The 23192-nt window shown below is 35.3% G+C and carries 23 protein-coding genes and 1 pseudogene; 16 read left to right on the plus strand and 8 right to left on the minus strand.

Going from position 1 to position 23192, the window contains the following annotated elements; all coding sequences use genetic code 11:
• Positions 1 to 222 precede the first annotated feature (222 nt).
• The 8 genes from C8N37_RS09900 to C8N37_RS09940 all read left to right on the plus strand — a co-directional run bounded on the left by C8N37_RS09900 (position 223) and on the right by C8N37_RS09940 (position 7444).
• Positions 223 to 792, plus strand: coding sequence for a Crp/Fnr family transcriptional regulator (locus C8N37_RS09900; protein ID WP_108158762.1), 570 nt, complete (start codon positions 223 to 225; stop codon positions 790 to 792).
• A gap of 78 nt (positions 793 to 870) precedes the next feature.
• Positions 871 to 1743, plus strand: coding sequence for an NmrA family NAD(P)-binding protein (locus tag C8N37_RS09905; protein WP_108158763.1), 873 nt, complete (start codon positions 871 to 873; stop codon positions 1741 to 1743).
• Positions 1744 to 1940: 197 nt separating this feature from the next.
• Positions 1941 to 2741, plus strand: coding sequence for a 4-hydroxy-tetrahydrodipicolinate reductase (dapB, locus tag C8N37_RS09910; protein WP_108158764.1), 801 nt, complete (start codon positions 1941 to 1943; stop codon positions 2739 to 2741).
• A 61-nt stretch (positions 2742 to 2802) separates the two neighbouring features.
• The gene (locus C8N37_RS09915; RefSeq protein ID WP_108158765.1) at positions 2803 to 3870 is read left to right on the plus strand and encodes an NAD(P)H-dependent flavin oxidoreductase; all 1068 of its coding nucleotides are present in this window, start codon (positions 2803 to 2805) and stop codon (positions 3868 to 3870) included.
• Between the two features lie 315 nt (positions 3871 to 4185).
• Entirely contained in the window at positions 4186 to 5322 is a 1137-nt protein-coding gene (locus C8N37_RS09925; protein ID WP_108158767.1) for an epoxide hydrolase family protein, read from the plus strand.
• A 127-nt stretch (positions 5323 to 5449) separates the two neighbouring features.
• Positions 5450 to 6013, plus strand: coding sequence for a TetR/AcrR family transcriptional regulator (locus C8N37_RS09930; protein WP_045755197.1), 564 nt, complete (start codon positions 5450 to 5452; stop codon positions 6011 to 6013).
• A gap of 40 nt (positions 6014 to 6053) precedes the next feature.
• Positions 6054 to 6464 (plus strand): nuclear transport factor 2 family protein, encoded by a 411-nt coding sequence (locus tag C8N37_RS09935; RefSeq protein WP_108158768.1) that lies wholly within the window; start codon positions 6054 to 6056, stop codon positions 6462 to 6464.
• Positions 6465 to 6475: 11 nt separating this feature from the next.
• The gene (locus C8N37_RS09940) at positions 6476 to 7444 is read left to right on the plus strand and encodes an alpha/beta fold hydrolase (protein WP_108158769.1); all 969 of its coding nucleotides are present in this window, start codon (positions 6476 to 6478) and stop codon (positions 7442 to 7444) included.
• A 125-nt stretch (positions 7445 to 7569) separates the two neighbouring features.
• Here C8N37_RS09940 and C8N37_RS09945 read toward each other — a convergent pair whose 3' ends face one another.
• Positions 7570 to 8442 (minus strand): SDR family oxidoreductase, encoded by an 873-nt coding sequence (locus C8N37_RS09945; RefSeq protein ID WP_108158770.1) that lies wholly within the window; start codon positions 8440 to 8442, stop codon positions 7570 to 7572.
• A 103-nt stretch (positions 8443 to 8545) separates the two neighbouring features.
• Between C8N37_RS09945 and C8N37_RS09950 the strand changes: the two genes are divergently transcribed.
• The gene (locus C8N37_RS09950; RefSeq protein ID WP_108158771.1) at positions 8546 to 8809 is read left to right on the plus strand and encodes a winged helix-turn-helix transcriptional regulator; all 264 of its coding nucleotides are present in this window, start codon (positions 8546 to 8548) and stop codon (positions 8807 to 8809) included.
• 567 nt (positions 8810 to 9376) lie between these two features.
• Here C8N37_RS09950 and C8N37_RS09960 read toward each other — a convergent pair.
• Positions 9377 to 9994 (minus strand): NAD(P)H-dependent oxidoreductase, encoded by a 618-nt coding sequence (locus C8N37_RS09960; protein ID WP_108158773.1) that lies wholly within the window; start codon positions 9992 to 9994, stop codon positions 9377 to 9379.
• A gap of 90 nt (positions 9995 to 10084) precedes the next feature.
• Between C8N37_RS09960 and C8N37_RS09965 the strand changes: the two genes are divergently transcribed.
• The 6 genes from C8N37_RS09965 (at position 10085) to C8N37_RS09990 (ending at position 14299) form a co-directional block, all read left to right on the plus strand.
• Complete coding sequence (locus C8N37_RS09965; RefSeq protein ID WP_108158774.1) at positions 10085 to 10981, plus strand: LysR family transcriptional regulator; 897 nt, start codon at positions 10085 to 10087, stop codon at positions 10979 to 10981.
• Positions 10982 to 11007: 26 nt separating this feature from the next.
• A complete protein-coding gene (locus C8N37_RS09970; protein ID WP_108158775.1) occupies positions 11008 to 11193 on the plus strand; it encodes a winged helix-turn-helix transcriptional regulator in 186 nt (61 codons plus the stop codon).
• A 177-nt stretch (positions 11194 to 11370) separates the two neighbouring features.
• Positions 11371 to 12195 (plus strand): helix-turn-helix domain-containing protein, encoded by an 825-nt coding sequence (locus C8N37_RS09975; protein ID WP_108158776.1) that lies wholly within the window; start codon positions 11371 to 11373, stop codon positions 12193 to 12195.
• A gap of 135 nt (positions 12196 to 12330) precedes the next feature.
• The gene (locus tag C8N37_RS09980) at positions 12331 to 13431 is read left to right on the plus strand and encodes a catalase family peroxidase (RefSeq protein WP_108158777.1); all 1101 of its coding nucleotides are present in this window, start codon (positions 12331 to 12333) and stop codon (positions 13429 to 13431) included.
• Positions 13432 to 13433: 2 nt separating this feature from the next.
• Entirely contained in the window at positions 13434 to 14069 is a 636-nt protein-coding gene (locus C8N37_RS09985) for a cytochrome b (protein WP_108158778.1), read from the plus strand.
• 23 nt (positions 14070 to 14092) lie between these two features.
• A complete protein-coding gene (locus tag C8N37_RS09990; protein ID WP_108158779.1) occupies positions 14093 to 14299 on the plus strand; it encodes a hypothetical protein in 207 nt (68 codons plus the stop codon).
• Positions 14300 to 16511: 2212 nt separating this feature from the next.
• On the opposite strand, the gene C8N37_RS10010 is transcribed toward C8N37_RS09990, so the two are convergent.
• The 6 genes from C8N37_RS10010 to C8N37_RS10030 form a co-directional block, all read right to left on the minus strand.
• Positions 16512 to 16775, minus strand: coding sequence for a helix-turn-helix domain-containing protein (locus tag C8N37_RS10010; RefSeq protein WP_045752368.1), 264 nt, complete (start codon positions 16773 to 16775; stop codon positions 16512 to 16514).
• Between the two features lie 338 nt (positions 16776 to 17113).
• Positions 17114 to 17482: a hypothetical protein gene (locus tag C8N37_RS10015; protein ID WP_146171049.1), complete on the minus strand. Its 369-nt coding sequence runs from the start codon at positions 17480 to 17482 to the stop codon at positions 17114 to 17116.
• Between the two features lie 292 nt (positions 17483 to 17774).
• Positions 17775 to 18227 carry a VOC family protein gene (locus tag C8N37_RS10020; RefSeq protein ID WP_108158781.1) on the minus strand — a complete coding sequence of 151 codons (453 nt, stop codon included), beginning with the start codon at positions 18225 to 18227 and terminating at the stop codon, positions 17775 to 17777.
• Positions 18228 to 18673: 446 nt separating this feature from the next.
• Complete coding sequence (locus C8N37_RS23175; protein ID WP_261775297.1) at positions 18674 to 18805, minus strand: hypothetical protein; 132 nt, start codon at positions 18803 to 18805, stop codon at positions 18674 to 18676.
• Positions 18806 to 19128: 323 nt separating this feature from the next.
• The gene (locus C8N37_RS23270) at positions 19129 to 19452 is read right to left on the minus strand and encodes an IS110 family transposase (RefSeq protein ID WP_108158782.1); all 324 of its coding nucleotides are present in this window, start codon (positions 19450 to 19452) and stop codon (positions 19129 to 19131) included.
• A gap of 312 nt (positions 19453 to 19764) precedes the next feature.
• Positions 19765 to 21492, minus strand: coding sequence for an RICIN domain-containing protein (locus C8N37_RS10030; RefSeq protein WP_108158783.1), 1728 nt, complete (start codon positions 21490 to 21492; stop codon positions 19765 to 19767).
• 1297 nt (positions 21493 to 22789) lie between these two features.
• On the opposite strand from C8N37_RS10030, the pseudogene C8N37_RS10035 reads away from it, so the two are divergent.
• Positions 22790 to 23023 (plus strand): annotated as a pseudogene (locus tag C8N37_RS10035) (transposase); the annotation flags it as partial.
• Positions 23024 to 23192: the final 169 nt, after the last annotated feature.

Consider the following 23192-nt stretch of genomic DNA (forward strand, 5'->3'; position numbering starts at 1 on the left):
GTAATATAGTTAAACGGAAAATAATTAGTTTAATGAAAAAACGTTTGATACGGTAAAAAAGCTTCAGAAATGACATATACTAACAGCCAATCATCTTGATTGTAAATTAAATTTAAAATTATTGGCTGAAATAACTTTATGAAAGTTATTTAAATTAGACTGAGGCAATGCGTAAATTTGGACGCTATGCGACATTTTAATGGAACCCTAAATTTTTTTTAAGTGCACTCACAATTAGAAGAATATTTTAAAACAAGAACTGAAATTGACGATAAGACACTTTCTTATATCTCATCATACTTCAAAATTAAAAAGACGAAAAGAAATGAATTTCTGTTGAAAGAAGGTGAAATTTGCAAACATTTCTATTTTATAAATAAGGGTTGCATACGACTTTTTAACATTAATAAGGACGGAGAAGAAGGAACGAGATATTTTCATTTTGAGGATGCTTTTGGAACCGCGTTACCAAGTCTTATCAATCAAAAACCATCGTATGAATTTATGCAGACTATTGAACCTTCGGAGTTGCTGGTCATCAACCGTGAAGATTACTTTCATTTGGTTGAAATTGTTCCACAGTTCGCTATTGTTTACAGACAGATTTTAGAATTGGCTTATCTCAAATCCCAGGAACGTATTTACTGTTTTCAAAGTTTAGAAGCCATAGAAAAAGTTCGTTGGGTTTTGACCAATCAATCAAAATGGTTGACAAGGCTATCAAACAAAATGGTTGCATCGTATTTAGGTCTCACCCCTCAAACATTAAGCAGATTAAAATCAAAGCTGTAAAAATGTGAACATAGGATAATGTTTACAAAATATACTCTTATCATCTTTGTACTTCAATAAAGAAAAAAAAGTTCAATTATGATTTTAGTAACAACGCCAACAGGCAACACAGGTTCAGTGATTGTGCAACAATTAGTAGAGCGAGGACAACAGGTTAGAATTTTTGTCAGGGACCCAGAAAAAATACCAGCTGACATTTTAGAAAAAGTAGAAGTTGCCACAGGATCTCTGCTGAATGAATCTGAATTTACAGAGGCATTACAAGGATGCGAAACGCTTTATTTTTGTGTGCCTCAGAGCAACACACAAGAAGACGTAAATGCCTATTATGAGAACTTCGCCAACGTGGCTTCAAACGCAATTAAAAATGCAGATACACGAAGAGTTGTTTATTTGTCAAGCGGGGGGAAGGAAAGCAATTTGCAGGCAGGTCTTATAACAGCACTCCATAAAGGTGAAGATATCATCAGTCAGTCAGGTGCATCAGTCCGGGCATTGCGCTGTCCTGTATTTTACGAAAGCATTTTGTATCAAATTTCGTCACTAAAAAAAATGGGAATGTTCTTTTTGCCGATTGATGGAAATTACAAAATGCCACAAGTCGCAATAAAAGACATTGCTGCAAAAGCGGTAGAACTTCTAATTGATAAAACCTGGGCAGGTGTAGAAGGATATGAGATTCAGGGTCCGGAAGATATCAGCTATAACGACATTGCCGTTCAACTGAGTGAGCTGACAGGTAGACCGATCCGTTTTCAGCAGGTTTCAAATGAAGACTATATTAAAACACTATTAGGACAACACCATACATCGGAAGCATTTGCAATCTCTTTAACTGAGATGTTGACGGCAATTGGCAATGGCCTGTATGATGCTGAACCGAGAACAGATGATACTACGACAACAATTAAAGAGTGGATGATTGAAAATGTAGTAGATAAAATAAAATAAAGCCAAACAATAGCAAAGAAACCAGCAAAATTACATTGGTAATTTAACTTTGTATTTATCCTCTTTTGAATATTTTATTTATTTTTTGACAACTGACATTTTCACATTTTAATTACTTCAGGAGTTTTGTTATGCATTGTTCCTAAGAATCATTTAAGTAAATTTAAAAAACATAAAAATAACAAAACACAGCTATTATGATTAAAGTATGTATAGCAGGCGGCACCGGTTGGGCAGGTTCTGAATTGAGCAAAGGCGTTTTTAACAACCCTAATATGACGTTAGTTGGCGCACTTTCAAGAAAACATAAAGGAGAAAATCTGGGTGATGTTCTTAATTTTGGTTCAGCAAACATTCCAATCTTTGGTGATATCGAAACAGCATTAAAAGAAATTGATTTTGACGTATTGGTAGATTATACAAAGCCAACCATTGCCATGAAGAACATTATTTCTTGTCTTAAAAAAGGTAAGAATGTGGTTATCGGCACTTCGGGACTTACCGATGAAGATTATTCAGAAATAGAAAAAACAGCAGACGAAAACAACACCTCTGTTTTGGCCGTTGGAAACTTTGCAATTACTGTCGTGCTGCTTCAGAAGTTTTCTGAAATGGCAGCAAAATACATCCCAAACTTTGAGATTATAGATTATGCCCACGAAGACAAAATTGATGCACCAAGTGGAACCGCAAGAGAATTAGCCTATCGACTTTCAAAAGTTCAAAAACCAAATCAGTATGTGACCGAAGAAGAGCTGATTGGCGAAAAAGCAAGTCGTGGCGCAAATCTAAATGAGGTGCAGGTGCATTCCGTCAGGCTTCCGGGTCATGTTATTTCCATAGAAACAATCTTCGGACTAAAAGATGAAAAGCTGTCCATTCGCCACGATTCCGGAGCAAGTGCAGAACCTTATGTAAAAGGCGGACTTTTAGCAATTGAAAAAGTTAGCACTTTTAAAGGCTTAAAAAGAGGACTTGACAGTGTAATGGAATTTTAAAAAAAAACTGCAAATCACAAAGTATATAATTGTTAGCGATAAACTTGACAGACCAGAAGCTATGAATTGGACAAACAACATAACACGAATACTAAACATTGAATACCCAATTATTCAAGCACCAATGTTTGGAGTTACAACGCCTGAAATGGTTGCAGCTACTTCAAACATAAATTGTTTGGGTTCATTAGCTTTGGCTGACCTTAGCGCTGAAAAATGCGTTGAAGCAATTCGCTTGACAAAGCAACTCACTAAAAATCCCTTTGCAGTAAACATTTTCGTTCACGACATACCCGAAATTACAGACAAACTAAGAGCGGACTATGCAAATGCAAAAACATTCATTGAACACTTAGCGGAACAAAACAATTTACACATACACATTCCAACTATTGACCAACTAAAAATCAATAGCTACCACGAACAAGTTGACGTTATTATCTCTGAAAACTGCAAAATTTTAAGTTTCACGTTCGGTAATCTTGACAAACATAGCATTGACAAACTAAAAAGCAATGGAACTATTTTAATTGGCACTTGCACTTCGGTAAGTGAAGCAATTGTTTTAGAAAAATCGGGAATTGACATTATTTGTGTGCAAGGTTTGGAAGCAGGGGGACACAGAGGGAGTTTCACTTCAGAAGTTATTCCTAAAATTGGTGGTTTATCATTATTAGCACAAGTAAGTGAGACTGTAAATGTTCCAATTATTTACGCAGGCGGAATTTACAATTCAAAAACATTATTAGCTTCAAAAGCTTTAGGTGCAGGTGGGTTTCAAATCGGAAGTTTATTATTAGGTTCGGCTGAAAGTGCATTGAAAGATTTTGAGAAAGAAAGATTGCGAAAAGTCAATGAAGCTGATATTGTTTTGACAAAAAGTTTTTCTGGACGTTTAGCAAGAGGAATAAGAAACGCTTTTATTTCCGATATGGAAGAAACAGAGTTTATTTTACCTTACCCTTACCAAAACAAATTGACAGGCGAATTACGAAAAGTGGCCAAAATCAATAAGAATGTTGATTTTGTAAACATTTGGGTTGGGCAATCCATCAATGATTATAGTGGACAATCCATTACTGAAATCATAAGTAAATTAATTAAACAAACAGAAACTAACAATCGCTAAATTCAGTTTGTGGCAAAGCTTCCAACAATCACAATAATTATAACAAAGAACTGAATGGAAAATATTTCTATTTAAAAAAACAATAAACGATATAAGCCAATTACATGAAATTGAAAGACTACGTTTTGTCAAACGTTTGCAGCAAGCAACATCAAATAAAATATACGAAAAATATTTGGAAGAAGTATTTTCGATAGAAAAACTTATGACTGAACTAAGTGGTGTAAACAATTACAATTCAATTTCCGCCAAAGAACTAAGCAAAACGTCAACTGCCATTAAATCTAAAACAGAAAATTTTAACAAAAAACTACAATGATAGCACCATTTTCAGCAAATATTTCCGAAGAAATTCTTGATGACTTAAAGACAAGAATCAGAAATGTTCGTTGGACAGACGAAATAACCAATTCTGAATGGAGTTATGGAACCAATCAATCTTTTTTAAAAGAATTATGCCATTATTGGCTTAACAGTTTTGACTGGAGAAAAGTGGAGGCTGAAATAAATTCGTTTCCAAATTTTATTGCAAATATTGATGGTTACGAAATTCATTTTGTACATGTAAAAGGAAAAGGTGAAAATTGTATTCCACTGATTATTACTCATGGTTGGCCCGGATCATTTATTGAGATGATAAAGCTGATCCCTTTATTGACAAATGACAAAGATCTCTCCTTTGATCTGGTCATTCCATCGATAATTGGTTTTGGATATTCCAGCGCAATCAAAGTCGATGGATGCAATTCTGAGTTTGTTGCCGATCTTTGGCAGAAATTAATGGTGGAATTGGGTTACCAACTCTATGGAGCACAGGGCGGAGATCTTGGGTCAGGGATTAGCACATGGCTATCTTTAAAATATCCTGATAACGTAATGGGCCTGCATCTGAATTACATTTCAAGTTCTTACAAACCTTATTTAAAAGAAGGGGAAGAATTAGCTTCTGAGGTTCTGGAATTTCAAAAATTTGTTCAGATATGGTCATCCAAAGAAGGCGCATATTCCAATATTCAAAGCACAAAACCTCAAACTTTGGCTTATGGATTAAATGATTCGCCGATTGGCTTGTGTGCCTGGATTATAGAAAAATTTAATGCCTGGAGCGATCATGATGGTAATATTTATAACGTTTTTTCAAAAGACGAACTGCTCGCGAACGTAACCTTATATTGGATTACGCAAAGTATTCATTCATCGATCCGGATATACAGTGAAAACAGCAAGCGTCCATTAGAATTTGGAGAAAACGACTTTATAAAAGTTCCTGTTGGATTTGCAAAATTTCCTAAAGAACTGCCAACTCCACCGCGTTCTTATATTGAGAAAAGTTTTAATATAACTCATTGGGCGGAAATGCCATTTGGAGGACATTTTGCAGCAATGGAACAACCAAAATTATTAGCCGATGACATTAAAAAGTTTTTCAAGAGTCTTATATTAATAAAATAATTTTCAACAGCTGAGATACAGCATTTTAAAATTACAATAAGCAAGAGAAACAGCGTGTCATATCAAAAATAATAAAAATATTTTAACGAACGTTAGGTAATTAATAATTTTTATTTATATTTGTACTATGAGACCACAGAAAATTTTAGATGCAGATATGATCTCCGGACTTACCAAGGTTTTTAGAGATAAAGGCTATGAAGGAGCGAGTTTAAATGATTTAGCGGAAGTAACCGGATTAAAAAAAGCAAGTCTGTATCATCGATTTCCAAATGGAAAACAAGAGATGGCAGAATGTGTATTGAACAATATTGATCAGTGGGTTGATGATCATATTTTCTTTCCTCTATTGGACGAAAATAAACCAACAAAATTGAGATTAAGAGATGCTCTAAAAAATATTGAAATTCTTTATGATAGCGGAAAAGAAACGTGTGTTTTAAGAGCTTTTTCAATGCATAGCGGATTATCATTATTTGAGCAGCAGATAAAATCAGGTATGAATAAATGGATTTCCGCTTTTAATGCATTGGGTATTGCCTTAAAATTAACTTCCACGCAATCTCAACAAAATGCTATTCAGACCTTAATAGAATTGCAAGGCAGTCTAATTGTAACAAAAGGGTTAGCTGATACCAGCATTTTTAAAAATACTTTAAAAAATATTGAAAAGCGATATTCAACAGAGTAAAAAAATTTGAATTAATATATTAACAAACGTTCGGTAAGTTATGACACAATTATATCCGCTCCCACCTTTTAACGAAGAGACAGCGATACAAAAAATTCAAAAGGCAGAAGATGCCTGGAACAGCAAAGATCCTATTCGAATTTCAAAAGCATATGCAGTTGATACAGAATGGCGTAATCGGAATCAATTTATTAACGGGAGAAAAGAAGTACAGGATTTTCTTTCGGACAAATGGAAAAATGAATTGGATTACAAACTTAAAAAAGAGCTTTGGACATTTAACGACAATCGTATTGCTGTAAGATTTGAGTACGAATATCGCGATAAAAATGGTCAGTGGTATAGAGCTTACGGAAACGAAAACTGGGAATTTGATGAAAATGGATTCATGACAAAAAGGTTTGCAAGCATCAATGACCTAAAAATTGAAGAAACAGAACGAAGGTTATAAACAATCAGAATATGAAAAAAATAATCCTATTACAATTCATCATCCTATTCACATTATTTGGATGTAAAAGCCAAACAATTAATAATACTAACGTTAAATCAAAAAGTATGACACACAAACACCCCACATTATTTAAAACCATCAATGTTGACGGAATTAATATTGCATATAGAGAAGCAGGAAACCCCAAAAACCCTACAATAGTGCTATTACACGGCTTTCCTTCATCTTCACATCAATACCGAAAAGTTTTATCACAGTTATCTGATGACTTTCATCTGATTGCACCAGATTATCCTTCATTTGGAAACAGCGATTTTCCGTTGGCAAGTGAATATGAATACACTTTTGATAATATTGCAAAAACAATAGACGCCTTTTTAGAAAAGAAAAAAATTGGCTCTTATGCATTGATGATACAAGATTATGGAGCACCTGTAGGTTTCAGAATAGCGACAGCTCACCCAGAAAGGGTCACGGCAATAATAAATCAAAACGGAAATGCATATTTAGAAGGTTTGGGTGATGCGTGGGCTGGAATCAGAGCGCTTTGGAAAGACCGAAACCCTGAAACCGAAAAAGCAATACTGCCATCCTTTTCACTGGACGGCTTAAAATGGCAATACACACACGGAACAAGAAATGTTGAAACCATAAATCCAGACACCTGGCATTTAGATTATTTAAGACTTTCAAGACCAAATGCACATAAAGTCAATATGGATTTATTTTACGACTATCAAAACAACTTAAAACTATATCCAAAATGGCAACAGTATTTAAGAGATAATCAGCCACCTTTATTAATAGTTTGGGGTAAAAATGATGAGTTTTTCCCTGAAAGCGGAGCAGCTGCTTTCAAAAAAGATGTTAAGGAAATCGACTATAATATTTATGATACCGGACATTTTGCATTAGAAGAAGATGGAGATGAAATTATAGAAAAAATTAGAATATTTATGATGAAAGTTGGGAAGTAATTGCCAGCTGCTTATATCGGCCAGTCCCGAAATTTTAGCTGCAGATAAACTAAATCTCAAAAATATATATTCAAAGAGCGAACAGTTTAAACCACTCGCTCTTTGTATTCATTACATTCATAATGTTATTTAGTAGCATAAACTTCTTTTAAAAATGCTTTTGCAGTAGTTGGTTTTCTGCCCAAAAGATCTTCCAGATCTGTTGTTTCAGCTGAAAATTCCTCTTGTTTAATCGCTTCGGCAATGCCTGCAACCATTCCTATGTATTGAGCTGGAACACCTGCTTTCGTTAAAGTTTCTACGTAAATATCTTGTGGAGGGCTGACAAAGTTGATGTCATTACCAACTATTTCACTTAAGTCATCAGCTATTTCCTGTAATGATACACTTTCCGTATTGCTCAATGAGTAAACTTTATTGTCGTGACCTTTGCTTGTTAATACATTGGCAGTGGCTTCACACATATCATTACGCAGAGCATACGCTGATTTCGAGTTCCCGGCAGGTAAAAATATTCCGGTTGTTAACACGTCTTCTCCAAAAAACATTGGTAACAGATCCAGATAAAGATTGTTTCTGAAAATGGTGTAAGTCAACCCACTTTCTTTAATTAGTTCTTCTGTTTTGATATGTGATTTTGCAATTGAGTAAATAGGTGAAGTTTCGGTATCGTTTTTTCTTTCAAAGCTGGTATATAATATATGTTTGACACCTGCCGCTTTAGCTGCATTCACTGCATTCTCCTGCTGTTTTTCGCGGTTTTCGATATCTGAACTTGATACTAACAGCAACTTTTCAACACCTTTAAATGCTTCTACCAATTCATCATAGTTATCATAATCGCCAATTTTTACGTTAATTCCTTTTGCTTTTAAGTCTTTTACTTTCTCTTCGTCTCTTACAAAAGCCGAAATACTTTGTGCCGCAACCCCTTTTTTCAATAGAAAGTCAATGGTCGCCTTTCCGTAATTTCCTGATGCTCCTGTTACTAAAATCATATTTTTAATTTTTTAAATATTGTTATACAAAGATATAGTACATTTGCTTCTTAAAATATAGCAGTATACTAAAGTATAGCGACAAACATTTATTATTGAAAAAATGGAAAGTATTGGTTCAATACTTTTCGGTAAAAAGCGATTTACGGAAATACAGCGTAATATTTCTAAGATCACCCCCCGAATGCTCAGTAAAGAGCTAAAAGAATTAGAGTTGAACGGAATGATTATTCGAAAAGTATATGATTCAACACCAGTGGCCGTGGAATATGAATTGTCTGAATCAGGAAAATTAATTACAGAGGTTTTGGATAAAATGATTGAATGGGGTATAGAACATAGAACGTCTGTACTATCACGCACGTAATCGTACGCCATTCATTGCAGATAAGAGCTTATATATAAGGATTTATGTACAGATAAAAAATCTCAAAAAACGATAGTTTGTACTTGGAATGATTTACCAAATCTGAAATAGGATTTAATTTAGTTCCAAACCCGCTGTACTGCCAATACGTTAGCGCATATTTTCACGCAGCGCGCCAAAATCTAAAAAAAATTACAAAAAGTGATTTTAAAAAAGTCCTCTAAATCTTTCTCAACCAGTCTTACATCTACTCAAAACTTCAGACTTTTGCCAATCAAAATGCATCGTTTGCGAATGACTGCCTTTCCAAACGGCAAATCTAGTCCAGTAAAAAAAATCTTCACTAAATATCTCAAGCGCAACGGTTGCAGGAAAATAAAAATTATCCACCGCATATTTTTGCACGTTAAAATCAGAAAACAACAGTATCTAAACCTAAAGAATGCAAAAAAAAACCAATTTGGCGTTCTTAACGCCAAGTAGTACGTTTCTGACGCCAAATTTTACGGTCATTTAATATTTTCTAATATAAAATGGTTCTGCTTATAAAGAATGTAGATGGACTTTTTAATTTTTAGTTTCGCAAATCAAACTATCAGAAAAGGTTTCTTCTAAATGATGGCTGTATGCTTCCATATGTTCTATAATATTGGTATTTTTTATCACATCATAAAAGTGGTAACTTTTTAAAGGAGTCATTCCTGTAAAAGCATTCATTCTATGAAAACCAAAAAAAGAACCTTCGTCAACTGATTTTTGATCGAAAAATTCTCCAGGAATTGTAAAAGCAGTTGCTGGTGCATTCCAAGTGGTTGTGAGCATGTATTTTTTGCCCTGCAACATCCCGCCAGTTCCATAATTAATATTTGGGTTGCTGGATCTTCTGCCGTCGTTTCTAAAAATTCCATTGTTGCCTCCTGCATTAAAAACTTCGTCAATGTATTTCTTAAAGTTAAACGGAACCTGAAACCACCAAACTGGTGTGTGGTAAATAATAACATCAGCCCAAACAAATTTGTTGACTTCTTCTTCAGCTGTGTATCCGTTTTCTATTGTAGTGGTTTGAACTATTATATCTTCTGATTGATTAAAAAATTGTTGAGTAGTTTCAGTAATGGTGTTGTTGAATAATCCACCAGAAGTAGCAAAGCTTTGTCCTGCATTTATGATAAATATCTTTTTCATGATTTTTTTTATACTGGCGTAAAGTTAGACCAGCTTTTGTTATTATTCAAATAGTATAATTTATACATTTGTATTATAAATTTAATAGATATGGTCAATTTAGAATGGTATCGCACCTTTAAAACGATTTATAAAACAGGAACATTAACCAGTGCTGCTGAGGCGTTGTTTATTTCGCAACCTGGTGTGAGTGTGCATTTAAGTTCCCTGGAAAGTTATGTAGGTTATAAACTTTTTGAGAGAACAGGACGTAAAATGATTCCAACCGAAAGAGGAAAAATTTTATACAATGCTATTATTGAAGGATTGAAAACCCTGGAAGATGCCGAAAAAAATTTCCATAGAAGTACGGAGAAACATACCCCTACAATTAGTATTGGGATTTGTTTTGAGACTTTCCAAATCACATTGGAGCAATACATTTCGAGTTTGCCCTTTAATGTGATTATTCGTTTTGGTGATTATAGAGAAATGCTGGAAAATTTAGATAAAGGAATTTTAGACTTAATAATTTGCCCACAAAAGGAAAATTCAACTACTATTTCTTATGAAGCTTTTTCATCAGAAACTATTATTTTAGTGGGAGGAAGCGAAGTGGATGATTCGGAATTTCAGCGATTGGTAAAACAAAAAAAATATATTGAAGCCGAGCAGTATTTAAAAAGCCCCAAATGGTATGGAACCACTGGCGCCATGGAGAATCTTTTTCGTTTTTGGCAATTGAATTTTGGAAACTTTCCTGATTTTAGACCCAATTATATTGTTCCTAACTTGAACTCAATTGTCCGTTGTTTGAGTGGATCCAATGGATTAGCTGTTATTCCTGACTTTTTTTGCCAAAAAGAAATAGAAAGTGGTGCTGTAAAAGTGATTTGGGAAGGACATAAAAAACTTACAAATACGCTCTACTTTGCCACTAGAAAAAAAACTTCATATGAGAAAGAGCTTGATTTAATTAAAGATTTGTTTAAAAAAGAAATGTTGTAAAATCAACATAACCCATTGTGTGGACCATGTTGATTTTTGTTTTTGCTATTTTTTTTATTTCAACCGAGGGATCAGAAATTATTTTTAATGGGAAGAAATTACCTGGTATAACTGAAAGAATGAAGACCTTACAACTGCGAAAGCTTGAAGAACATGAAATAATCAGCATGACTTTCAGCAATCACTATGCTTGTAGAAATATCGCTGTTTAAAATTATTGCTAAAAAGTACCTTTTATCGCTAATCTGCTTTTTGTTTTCCATTACTTAATACATCTCAGCTCAAAAAACAATAATTAATCTCAAAAAACGATGCAATATACATATTGATAAGATAAATAAGAGTTAAGGATCTTTAACCTATATTTATCTTGATAAATCTACCATAGTTTGAAAAAGCATATTTTAAATAGTTCGGTCCCACAATTTTCCTGTATAGAGATATTTAGGATAGAAGAATTACGTGCCGGTACATTCGATTATTATCAGCGGTTTAATTTCCATCAGCTGCTATGGAGTACGGAGACAGACGCAAATATCACTTTTAGTATTGACTTTAATGATTTTGAAGCGGTTGGCTCCCAGGCCGTTGTCATTTACCCCTATCAGAATATTAAAATTGATCTGACTGATAAAAAAGGATATTTATTTTTAATTCACAATGATGTATTCTTTTGGATCAATCAGAAGATCGGATCAGATTACCTGAATGGTTTTTTTATCAATCAGTTGGTACCACTTACCGGTGAAAATGCCATAACAATGAGAACCCTCGTTGATTTGCTTTTAAAAGAGTATAACAGGTACAATAGGGCTTTAATGATGGAAAGCTATATGTTTTCGATCTTATTTCATGTGTCAACTCTTTTTGATGACAGTCCAGCGGTCAGAGAATATTTGGACTATCCTGTTTTCGGGAAACTGATGAGTCTGATAGAAACGCATTTTATTACGGAGAAAGGAGCAGCATTTTACGTCAAAAAGTTAAATATTTCAGCCAAAAAGCTTAATCAGATCTGCGAAAGTATCACGAACAAGAAGATAAAGTATCTGATCCAGGATCGCATCATTTTGGAAATCCGAAAGGAACTGTATCTGGGCAAAAAGACTGTAAAGGAAATAGCCTACGAGTTGGGGTTTACCGAACCCTCTTATCTTACACGTTTTACAAAAAAACATACAGGTCTAACACCCAAAGAATTCCAAAAGCAGTAATGTCCTTTTTTTTAGCCAGAAAGTGTAATTCTCGCACCTCTCAATTACTCTACATTTGTACGGTAAAGTAATAGTAATGGGAAACTACATATCAATAAAGAATCATAGTTTTCACAGCTAATAATTTTTGAAAATATGAAAAAAAATTCTTTAGTTACCTATTTAAAAAGAAAGCGTGTACTCTTGATAGTGATCGGTATTGCTCTGATTTCAGCGACATTAGTTTTAGCCTTCGCTTATACTGCAGGACTTTTTGGCGGACGCATTACCACTCAAACATTTTTACAGGATACCCCCAAAACATATCCGGCAGGTTACCGTCGGGCTCACGGGAAGGGAATATGTTTTGAAGGTACTTTCCGCGCCTCAGGTCAAGCAGTACCATATTCTATAGCAAGGGTTTTTGCGCAGCAAAATGTTCCGGTTATAGGCCGTTTTTCACTTGGCAGTCCCGATCCCTATGCGCCTGATAATTCCACCCGAACAGTAAGTATGGCCGCGATGCTGACTGCTGATGACGGAGAACAATGGAGAATGAAGCTTAACAATGAACCTTTTTTTGCTACCCGTGATGCAGAAGGTTTTCTAAAGCAAATGGAGGCATATAAGCCTACTTCGGCTACGGGCATTCCAGATCCAGCACGAGTTGCAGCTTTTTTGAAAGAGTATCCAGAAGCACAGAAATATGTAGAATGGGATGCTACAGCACCTTGGACCCGCAGTTTTGCAGGAGCACAATATAATGTTATTAATTCCTTTATCCTGATTGATGCAAACGGCAAAAAGCAGGCGGTACGCTGGTCTATGGTCCCACACGCACCGTTCACTTCATGGAGTGTCAGTCAGCGTGAAGAGGCCAGCCACGACTTCCTGTTTGAAGATTTGAAGAAGCGTCTTGAAAAAGGGTCGTTATATTGGGATCTCGTGCTGACTTTGGCCGAACCAGGCGATCCGGTAAATGACCCTTCACAGGTTTGGCCGGAAAACCGAAGACAGATCGTGGCCGGCACCTTGGAAGTATCCCATGTTTTTGACCAGACGAAGGGTGGATGCAGGGATGTAAATTTCGATCCCACTCGTGTCCCAAAGGGAATTACGCTTTCGGATGATCCCGTTCTGGCAGCCCGGGCTGGCATTTATTCTCATTCGCACAGCGATCGGGTACGCGAGATCGGTTATGGTAAGGCTACGGATGCAGTAGGGAAACCTCAAAAAGAAACCTCGAGAAATAAATAACCATGGCTAAAAATAAAAATATACCTTCGGCTCCGCCAACTCATTTCAATGTAACTGCCCGTATATTGCACTGGCTGATGGCTTCAATGATACTTACAATGATCTTCGTCGGGGTAGGAATGATGACATCTCTAACGTGGAGACCGTGGCTGCTAAACCTCCATATCCCATTAGGTACAGCTATATTGTTGCTGGTGATCATCCGTTTGATAAATAGGTTAAGCTTTTCTGTACCAAAAATGCCTGCAAGCGTGTCTGGCTTTCAGTCAAAAGCGGCGGCAGGACTCCATTGGCTCCTGTATGGTATGATGGTGGCTTTGCCACTAACAGGATGGGCACAATTGTCTGCAGGAGGGTTTTTGATAAAGATCGTTCCTGGTGTCAATCTTCCCCCAATACTTCCAGAGAATCCATTTTTATTTGCTTTGATGCATGATGCGCACAAAGTGATGGCTTGGACATTTTTTTTGATGATCATAGGACACCTTTCCGCAGCATTGTTACATGCCTGGGTATACCGTGACGGGCTTTTTTCGAGTATTACGTGGACAAGAAAAACAATTACTAGATCTGAAAATCTCCTGCCAGGTGAACAGAGTAATGATAAAAATAACGTTGGGAATGAAAGGGTTATGTAAATCACTAATTCTATAAATGGCAAATGGTACCTTTAGCAGAAATGTTGGTTTTTGAGGATAGCACATACGATATTCCCCTGAAAAGCACTAAAGAATTTCCTTTAGCCCTTTCTCGCATTTTGAAAAATCATACTGTTGTTAAAGGTCAGTACAGTTTTGTGAGGGATGTGTGGATCTATAAAGAAGAAGACAAGAAAAGTCTTTTGACCGCGGAGTTTACAATTAGGTAAGCAGTAATTGCAGGTTATGGAAGAGTTGGTCAATTCCAAAGATTTCAGAGTGTACTTCTTTATAAAATGAATAAAAAAACTTCAATATTCTGACATAAAGAATATTGAAGTTTTTTTAGTGTGGTTATAGTAATTCTAAAGTGCTGCGATAAAAGGAATGAAGGCATTTTCTTAGCCCATTCAAAAAAACTTCTTCCGAAGTTTTAGTAAAAAAATCATAATACCGATAGAAAACCCTGCGAAAAGGCATGTCTGGAATATAAACCATCCAGATTGATTTTCCCAGGTAATGCGTGTTAACCCATGACCAATTCGACTAAAACTCAGCTCGTACTTACCTTTCAATAAACCTGCTATCATCATATAGAACGACATGGCCGCTAGGCCAAGCAAAAATATCAAAACCCCAATTTGTGCCATTTTGGAAAAGAATATGACGGATTTTAATAACCTGTTATTAGTGCTTTTATTAATTGAAAAAAGTAGCTCATAGATCGTTAATAGAAAAAGTAATATTGCGCCCGAAAACATTAAGGCGCCTCCAATACAGATTGATACCACAATAATGGTGACAAAAAAACTCATTTTTAAAGATTTTTAAAGTTCATTTTATATTTATACTTTGCAATTTATAATCATTACCGTTTATGAAGTTCTTTCAAAAACGGATAGAATATTGATGTATGGGAAAAGTTTCTCAAAATTGGTATTCGAAATAAAATTATCAAATGTAAAGTCAAAGTAGGATAGGAGGGATCCGAAACAACTCTTACCACACACTTTAAAACCTCATTTATGAGCTTATAAAACATCAATACCTTTATCACAGTACTAAAATTAATATTCCGTAAAATAAATATAAAAGGATCAATACTTCAAAAGTCCTCTCTTTGAATGCGTATATGCCATATGCATTCAAACACATCATAATAATACAAAACATAAAAAAAGGAAGTTTGGACAACTGAGAAAAGTTATAATAAAACAGATCGATATAAATATTCTTTTTCTGAAGCCCAATATACTTGATATCCTTTCCTTCTTTAATCCTGCAAGTATCATTTTTGTTTATAAAGAATGTGATTTTCTTATCATTTTTATTATATAAAATTTCCTTGTCACTTTTAAAATTAGATAAAAAACCTGTTCCTCCGTTATAAAATATATTTGAATAATCAGAGATACGAAATCTATAAAAAGGAATTCTTGTACCTGATTTTTTTACCTCAATTAATGATCCCTGAATGGGGGTGAGATTATTATTTAGAAATATTAATTTCAATGGAACATATAGAATCCCTATTACTGACACTATTATGATTATAAAAAACTTGATATTAGAATTCATCCTTTTTTACATTAATACTTTTAATTCATTCGTCAAACTCCTTTTAATTTTTAGATTTTAATTCCTTGCGCCGTGCAATAAAAACTGCTATTTCAATCGGATTGGTGGAATGTTCTCTCCGCATTACTTTAAATTACGAAAATATCAGTAAATAGGATCAGTATAGTCACCTTTTTTGCTAACAATTTGATTTTGCCATGAAGCAGATGTTAAAGTTATTAATGTTAGTTATGTTCCTGGATGGTATATATATGTAATAGTCTCCATAAATAAGACGAAATAAATAAATGTTATTTCTAAAGTAGTCAAAAGAGCTAGTCAGCGTTTTATTCAGACGGTCTTTTTAAATGGTTATCAGAATCCATATTATTGAGCTCTTCCTTTCAAATTTTATGGTAATGAATTTTGATAATGGATTAGAGGAGATAAGAAATATATTTTGTTTTTATTTTGAAGTCTAATGATTGAAATTAGCGTTATATCTTTTATGGGAAATTATGTCTAATTTTCAAGCAATTTTTTTTGTAAAATGAATACAAAAAGTTCCATATTCATATATGGAGAATATTGAAGTTTTTTCAGTGCGGTTGCAGTAATTCTACAGTGCTGCGGTATCCCGGATGATAGGAGGGTTTATACTTTATGAAGCCATAAATTTGCAGTTCCTTAAAGTATTTGTGATATGTGGGTGTTGTATTAATATGCGAGAGAGCCATTAGTTTACTTCTGCTTACCCGTATAATCTTGCTTTCATTTTGCCTATAGGCTAATCGCGTAATTGCAAGTAGTAGGCTTATATGCCAAACATTCAGTCTGGGATCATCACAAATATGATCAAGGTATGTCAAACCTCTTTTGGATACATCAGTTTTCATCTTGAAATAATTTTTGAAGGTCTGACCTGTTGTAATAATAAGAACCCATTACCTTTTTGTGGCGGATCTTCCCAGTGATTCTTAAGTTCTGCAGCGTGGCAGGTGAAATGTCCATCATTTTCCGGATGGCCTTGCTTCGTAGCCAGTCAAATTCTTCAGTAGGCGGGACAAGACTGCCTACCAACATCTGTTGTATATCCGAAAGCATTCTTATCCTGAATTGTTCCAAATCCTGTTTTGATACTATTTCCATATTCTATAATTTGTATGGCTCAAAATTGTAGGATAATGATGCGAGATTATGAAATTGTTGATAATGATACTCGTTTTGGCGTACGGTTTCCGTTTATGTAATAATTTGTTTTTCTTTTTATAATTTTAAAAACACAACCATTATAATGATTTAGGTTGAAAAAAATAGAAATATAGAAAGTGAATTCTTCGAAAAGCACTATGCATTGTGAAAAATCAGGATTATAGCAGCAAGTGAGCAAATAGACGATAATCAATGCCAGTATAAGATGTTTTTGACCAACATATGTTTGCCATACGGTGTATTTGTAATTGTATCTTTTGTAGACGGTGAGCTGTTTACTTCTTAATTTTTCTGGATATAAAACGCTGGTGGTTTTTCTTTAGATCCTCATTGAATTCCTTGCTTATGAACTTATCATTGATCTCTCCATTACCATATTTATATTCCCGGCCAATTTCTTTCTCGCCTGCTTCTGCGAGCTGGCCGAGCGTGTTGGCAACAAAATTTCCTTTATCCTTTTTTCTGGGAATGACTAAATTTGGTAGTGATTCCATATAAATATTCCATTTCCCATCTTCTCTGCTTAACAAGCTTAAAGAACATATGCTGGTCATAGGCTTACCTTGGAACCGCTGCCGGTGCACCATCAAGTTATAGCTGCAGCTGGCCAAATAATGCCCCTGGTACTCCTTACAAGGACTCACTTAGCTCATTATGTGTCTTTAATATTAATTAATGAAAAATTAAAGTCGCAAAATGTCTTTAATTCAATATATTTTTCAGGCAGCTCTGCTGACTTTTTGAGTGTCTCGGCTACAAGATATTTCAGGAATTCAGGCATAGAATGTTTTATAATAAAATGCCTATTCTTAAACCATTTTATTGGAATTATAGCTCGAAATCTCTCGCATAATCATGCGATTTAAATTGGATGATGACTTAAGAATTTAAACCAAAAAGCGTTCGGTGTCAATCTCCACGCTTGCTAAATCAATATCAACTCCAGTTTAGGAGTTCTATTATATTTCCGTCAGGATCCGAGATATAAATAAACTTAAACACCCCCTTATTGTCAAAATGATGTTCGCTTAGCTCTCCAATCTTCGATGCTCCATTCGATAATGCTAATGCTAAAAGTCCGGCAATGTCCTCTACCTGGAATGCAATATGTCCAAATCCTTTTTGATTAGCTAGGTGTCTTTCAGCATTTATCATTTTTGAATACTGATAGATCTCGAGTGTTGGTCCATTATCGCCATAGCCGGGTAAACGTAATTGCATCCCTTCTAAATGAGCATTTACAACACCGGTGCCTTTGTCAAGCCACTCTCCTTGATAGGTTCGTATAGGTGGAACTGGTATGCAATTAAATACGATTTCATAGAATTTTGCAAGTTTCTTCCAATCCTTCGTTATAATGTTGGTATGAGCGTACTTTATTTTTATCATGAAAATTTGACTATATTGTTCGAAACGTTATTAATGGTAACACTTTTTCAATTTATTATTTCCTGGTGTTATAAAATCTTTTGTTCTTTAAGCTATACAAAAGTATAATTTTGTTTTCGAATCTCTACGTATATTCGAACTTATCCTTCTAAAGAAGGTATAAAAAAGGTGTTTTCAAATTACTGCCATGATTCTGCCATTATAAAGAAACTGTGTCTTTATTTTTCATAAGTATTTATTTTAAAGTAACTAATGAGGGGTTCGCCGTTTTGAACTTACCAGCTTACTGTGAAAAATTGAGCACAAAATCCGAATGAATTATTGGATTTTTGTGTACATATAGTTGATAAAAGCTGAACAAACTATCAGCATATACTTTGCATCGGCTAATGGATAATTAATATTGTGATCTCTCCTATAAGGATAGAGTTTAGATTCGAATTTAATCAGAGCTTCCTCAGGTGATGTTGCAAAGCAAAAAAATGAAAATCTGGAGTTAGATCTCCTTGATAACTCTCTACCTCAAAGTGATCGACAAGCTCAGGAATAATGTGGTCGAGACTGTAACGTGAACTCATATCTTTGAAAATAATGTATAATCAATATTTTTATATTAAAAACTAACAGAGCTAAAGCAGCAACTTGAACATCGAACTAGGCACTTTTCTTTGAGGATGCTGGGACACAGAGAAACCTGCTTTAGTCTCTTTCTGAAGAGATCCAGAATAGTACTTAAAGATATCTATTACGTTAGATAATCCTGTATAAAAGATGAGTAATGGTTTTTCAGAATATCTGTTCTTTTATAATTTTAAAATAGGGTAATTATGTTAAAGTATTCACTGGGATTGGATATCTCTTCTAAAGAAATTCACTGCTGTTTATCGACAATTGACAGCAGTCAGAAGGTAAGCGTTAAAGGTAGTCCAAAACTCCATTTAATATGTGCTGAATTTCCGATATAGATTGGCAACTTTATACATCCACAAAAGGACCAGATCAGTCTGTGATAAATTCCGGTATTCTCTATTACCAAAAGAGAATTTGAAACCATGGTAACCTTATTTTTCCTCAGCCACTTTTGAAACAACTTAAGTCCATCAAGATTATTTTCAAATCTCTCGGTTTGAATTGGGCGTCTATCTCCTACAACGCTCAATAATGATGCGTCAAAATGAGGCTTTGAGACATCAATACCTATGAAAAATTTTGTAGTGTCTTCCATTTTAATTAGATTAGTATGTTAATGATCTAACTTTTTTTCTCCTATACTTCAAGTCCTTAATAGTGGGTAATGAACCCGAATTGTTATATGAAAATTAAGAGAAAAAAATCGGCGATGGATTCGATCCTAAAATAGGTATTAAAAACCTTGACGCAACTAAAATGAGCCACCGTCGATAGTTAATCTTTTATTAGTAATATAAGCATTTTTAATAATAGCAAATCTAAAGGACGCTACTGTAAAAAAATAGGATGCTGAAAAATGCATCCTATTTTTTTGTTTTCAGAATTAGTGATAGACACTTTATGACATCTAGTTCATCCCAATAAATTTGAACTTGAACAATTGACAGGATGTTCCGTAATAATCCCAAAGGTGTAAGGTTGAATTACCGTCCATGCTACAGTTGGGGATATCCCAGCCACGGGTAGCATCCACTTTGGATAGGATTTTGTAATAACCATTGGAGATGGAGACTACCTGCCAGGACTGTGCATCATTGCTATAGTTCTGCCAAAGCCGAATTGAAGTTCCCAGCGTATTACTGTTACTAGCCAGATCGATACAGCGATTTGTTGCACTGGCTTTAGACACAAAACGCCAGTAGCCATTGCCGGCGTTAATGGCAACCCACCGCTGTGCAGAAGCACCATTCCTCGTCCATGGTCTTAATACTGCACCATTGATGTCCTCTCCGGATTTTAAATCAAGTACTTTGTTGGGGTCGGTCTGAAATTCGATTTCATAAATACCATTATTGACCAGACTGCTGGTTTCGTTACAGTTTGCAACAGGATAGTTAGAGGCAGCATATTGCTGAAACCATTGCTTGCTTGGAGCTGCGCAGGCTTCCCAATCGTTGTTATAGGCTGTTCCTGCATTAGGATCACCCTTGTGTAGCAGATTATCTGGTGCAAGGAGGTTCCAGCTTACATTGCCAGATTGATCCACAATATATTTTAAATTGGCGCCAAAGCCGTTTCCGCCTGCTGTGCCGGTTGTGCCGATGCCGAAGGTTTCATATCCCTGCGGTGCCCAGTCGGTCTCGGTAATAGCGATCGGTGCAATGTCTGCAATTGGCTTAACATTAATATTCCATGCATTTTGGAAGGATTGATAGTTGTTGACACCACCCCAGTAACCAGGGTATATGTGAACAGCATAACCAATATTACCACCGGTGATCTGGTTATTGACATAGCCTTGATAATGCGATTGCCAACCTGTACCTGGAATCCAGCAAATATTGTTGGCTCCGTTGTTGCGAATGATGTTGACTAATGGCTGAAAGAAGTTTTTGAGTGCTGCAAAGTGCGCATTCCCCGTTGTTCCCCATGTGCCGTTTGTTCCCAGGATCTCAACAGGTTCGTTGGCCAGTTCAAACATTACGTTGTCAGCATTCTTCAGTCCGGGGTGTTGGGAGAGAAAAGTCCATACAGTCTTGAGGTAGTTATGGTACGCATCATCGACTGCGATACGATGTGGGCATACACCTGGAGGACGTAGGATTACATACATACCTCGGCTTCGTGCATGGTTGATCAAAGGAATAATAACTTGATCAGTGTAGGTAACCAAACGGTTATAATTGAATCTTGAGATATCGTTCTCAGGGATAGGCGAGCCGGGGTTATTGGTCCAATATGGGTCAATGTGAAGGCGGATGTAATTGAGGTGCCAGCCATCAGCAGTGCTGCTGAGCTTGTCCATGACAGCTTTGTTATAGTTCAGAGCCCCCTGCACATTATAATTGTCCCAAGTACAGTAGCCTGAATTCGCACCATATTGACAGCCATTGAACCAGGGACTGGGTGTTATGGCAACCCCATGTAAGACGACGTTATTGCCGCAGGGGTCTTTGAGGTGCCTGCCGCCGACATGCAGGGGTGGTGTCACCGCCAATGCAGAAGCATCGTTGTTGGTGTTGACTCTCAGGATTCTTTCGGATTCTTCCAGTAGAGTTTTTTCTTCCATCCGGGAGCATCCGAAAAAAATGGTTAGTAGAAAGGCCAGAAATAGCCACATTTTGTTTGTTCTCATAATTAAATATTTAAGGGGTTGTTAATCTTATTTTTTAGCTATTAATGCGTTGGTCAGAATAATGAAATTGTTTCCATTCAGTTTCAGATGTGAAACCTTTTCTTTTCCTGGATTCTTTACGCATGAAAGCATGGTATTATGGAAATATTGGTCATTTAAGTTGTTGTTTTATAAAAATAAATATATTATTAAATATAAATAAATATTTTTTCAAATAAAATTGACATATATATCAGTAGCGTCTTAAATAATTTTTTTGGCACGAAAAAAACCGTCTTCATCGCTATTTCAGGAAAGATTTTATTTTTTAACACTAAATGTACCTCTCTGTTCGGTTTAGAATAGCGTAAACTGACCTTTTTTATCGAGCGATTTACCTGAAATAAAGGGGTCTTCAGCCCATTTACAGAGATCAATCTTGACGAAGATATTATGTTTAATAAAGTTGACCATAATGGACAGATTCCAGCTGTATTTCGCCCGCTTCTGACTATATTTAGAGCAATATTCCGATCAATGCCGTCTATATCTGGATGTACACTGCATTTTGGGATGTGCCCACAAAACTGGTGACCTTTAGTCTTCGTTTTGGATGTTTGAAGAATGTTTCAATCTCTTATCGTTCCAAATAAAGGACGCTACTGATTATTTATAAGATTTTCTCACTTGGATTGCAATAGTTGCATAGATGTAATGATGTCAATTTTTAAATTTACCTGAAGTCAAGCGTCAGAAGATAGTTTTGTTAAGTGACAATATAGATCAACGTGATTTTTTAATTAAGGAGCGTAAAAAAAATCAGGATTAAGATCTTTTTCATTTGCCTTTGATAATTTGAATGTCTTAAATTTTCTTGGAATTCCTATTGAAGGAAAAGGTTTACCATTTTGTTTTAAAATTAACTGCTCCATTAGATGGATTCTCAACATTTGTAATAAAGACTCTGTTGACTCCAATAATTGTCGCTATATCTGTTCGATTAAGTTTAAACACGTAATCAGTGATATATTGCTCAATTTGTTCACAGCATTAACATTAGTAAATGAATTAAAAGCTCAGTGTAATTTAAAATTGGCGTCAGATCGATCAAGTGAGTAACAGTCAATAGAGTTAATTATAAATCCACATCTAGCACGATATGGATTTTTTTGAGTTGGTATATTTTTACAGTATGATAGGGTGATAAAATTGTGTATCTATTAATTATAAATATCAATTATATGTATCCGTCCTAAGAACTACATCTTTGATTTTTGTAAGAATGGAAAGATCGAAATTATACTTCGTATGAGCTCCCATCGGTCGGTTTAACGAAGCTCAGGTCACCTTTGCGATCAAGCAGTCCGAGACAGGCACCCGTGTGGAGGAAGCCTGGCGTAAGATGGGTATAAGTAAAGCTACATCCTACAACTGGAAGAAGAAATACGGTTATCTAAGAGTTTCGGAAATCCGAAAAATGCGGTAGCTTGAAGAAGAGAATTCCCAACTGAAAAAGATTTTAATAGATGTCAGTCTTGACAAGATGATGCTTTGATGCATTCTTAGTATAAGATATTGTGTATTAGTCGTTATAATATCTCCGTTTAAAATTAAATTTAATATTATTTTGCATAATGGTAGTATTTGTACTACCTTTGTATTGTGGTATTCGAGATGTGTATGGTAGTTTAAGGCGTAAATTATCCACTCACATTTAAATC

The organism is Sphingobacterium faecium (assembly GCF_003054045.1).
GTDB classification, from domain to species: Bacteria; Bacteroidota; Bacteroidia; order Sphingobacteriales; family Sphingobacteriaceae; genus Sphingobacterium; species Sphingobacterium faecium.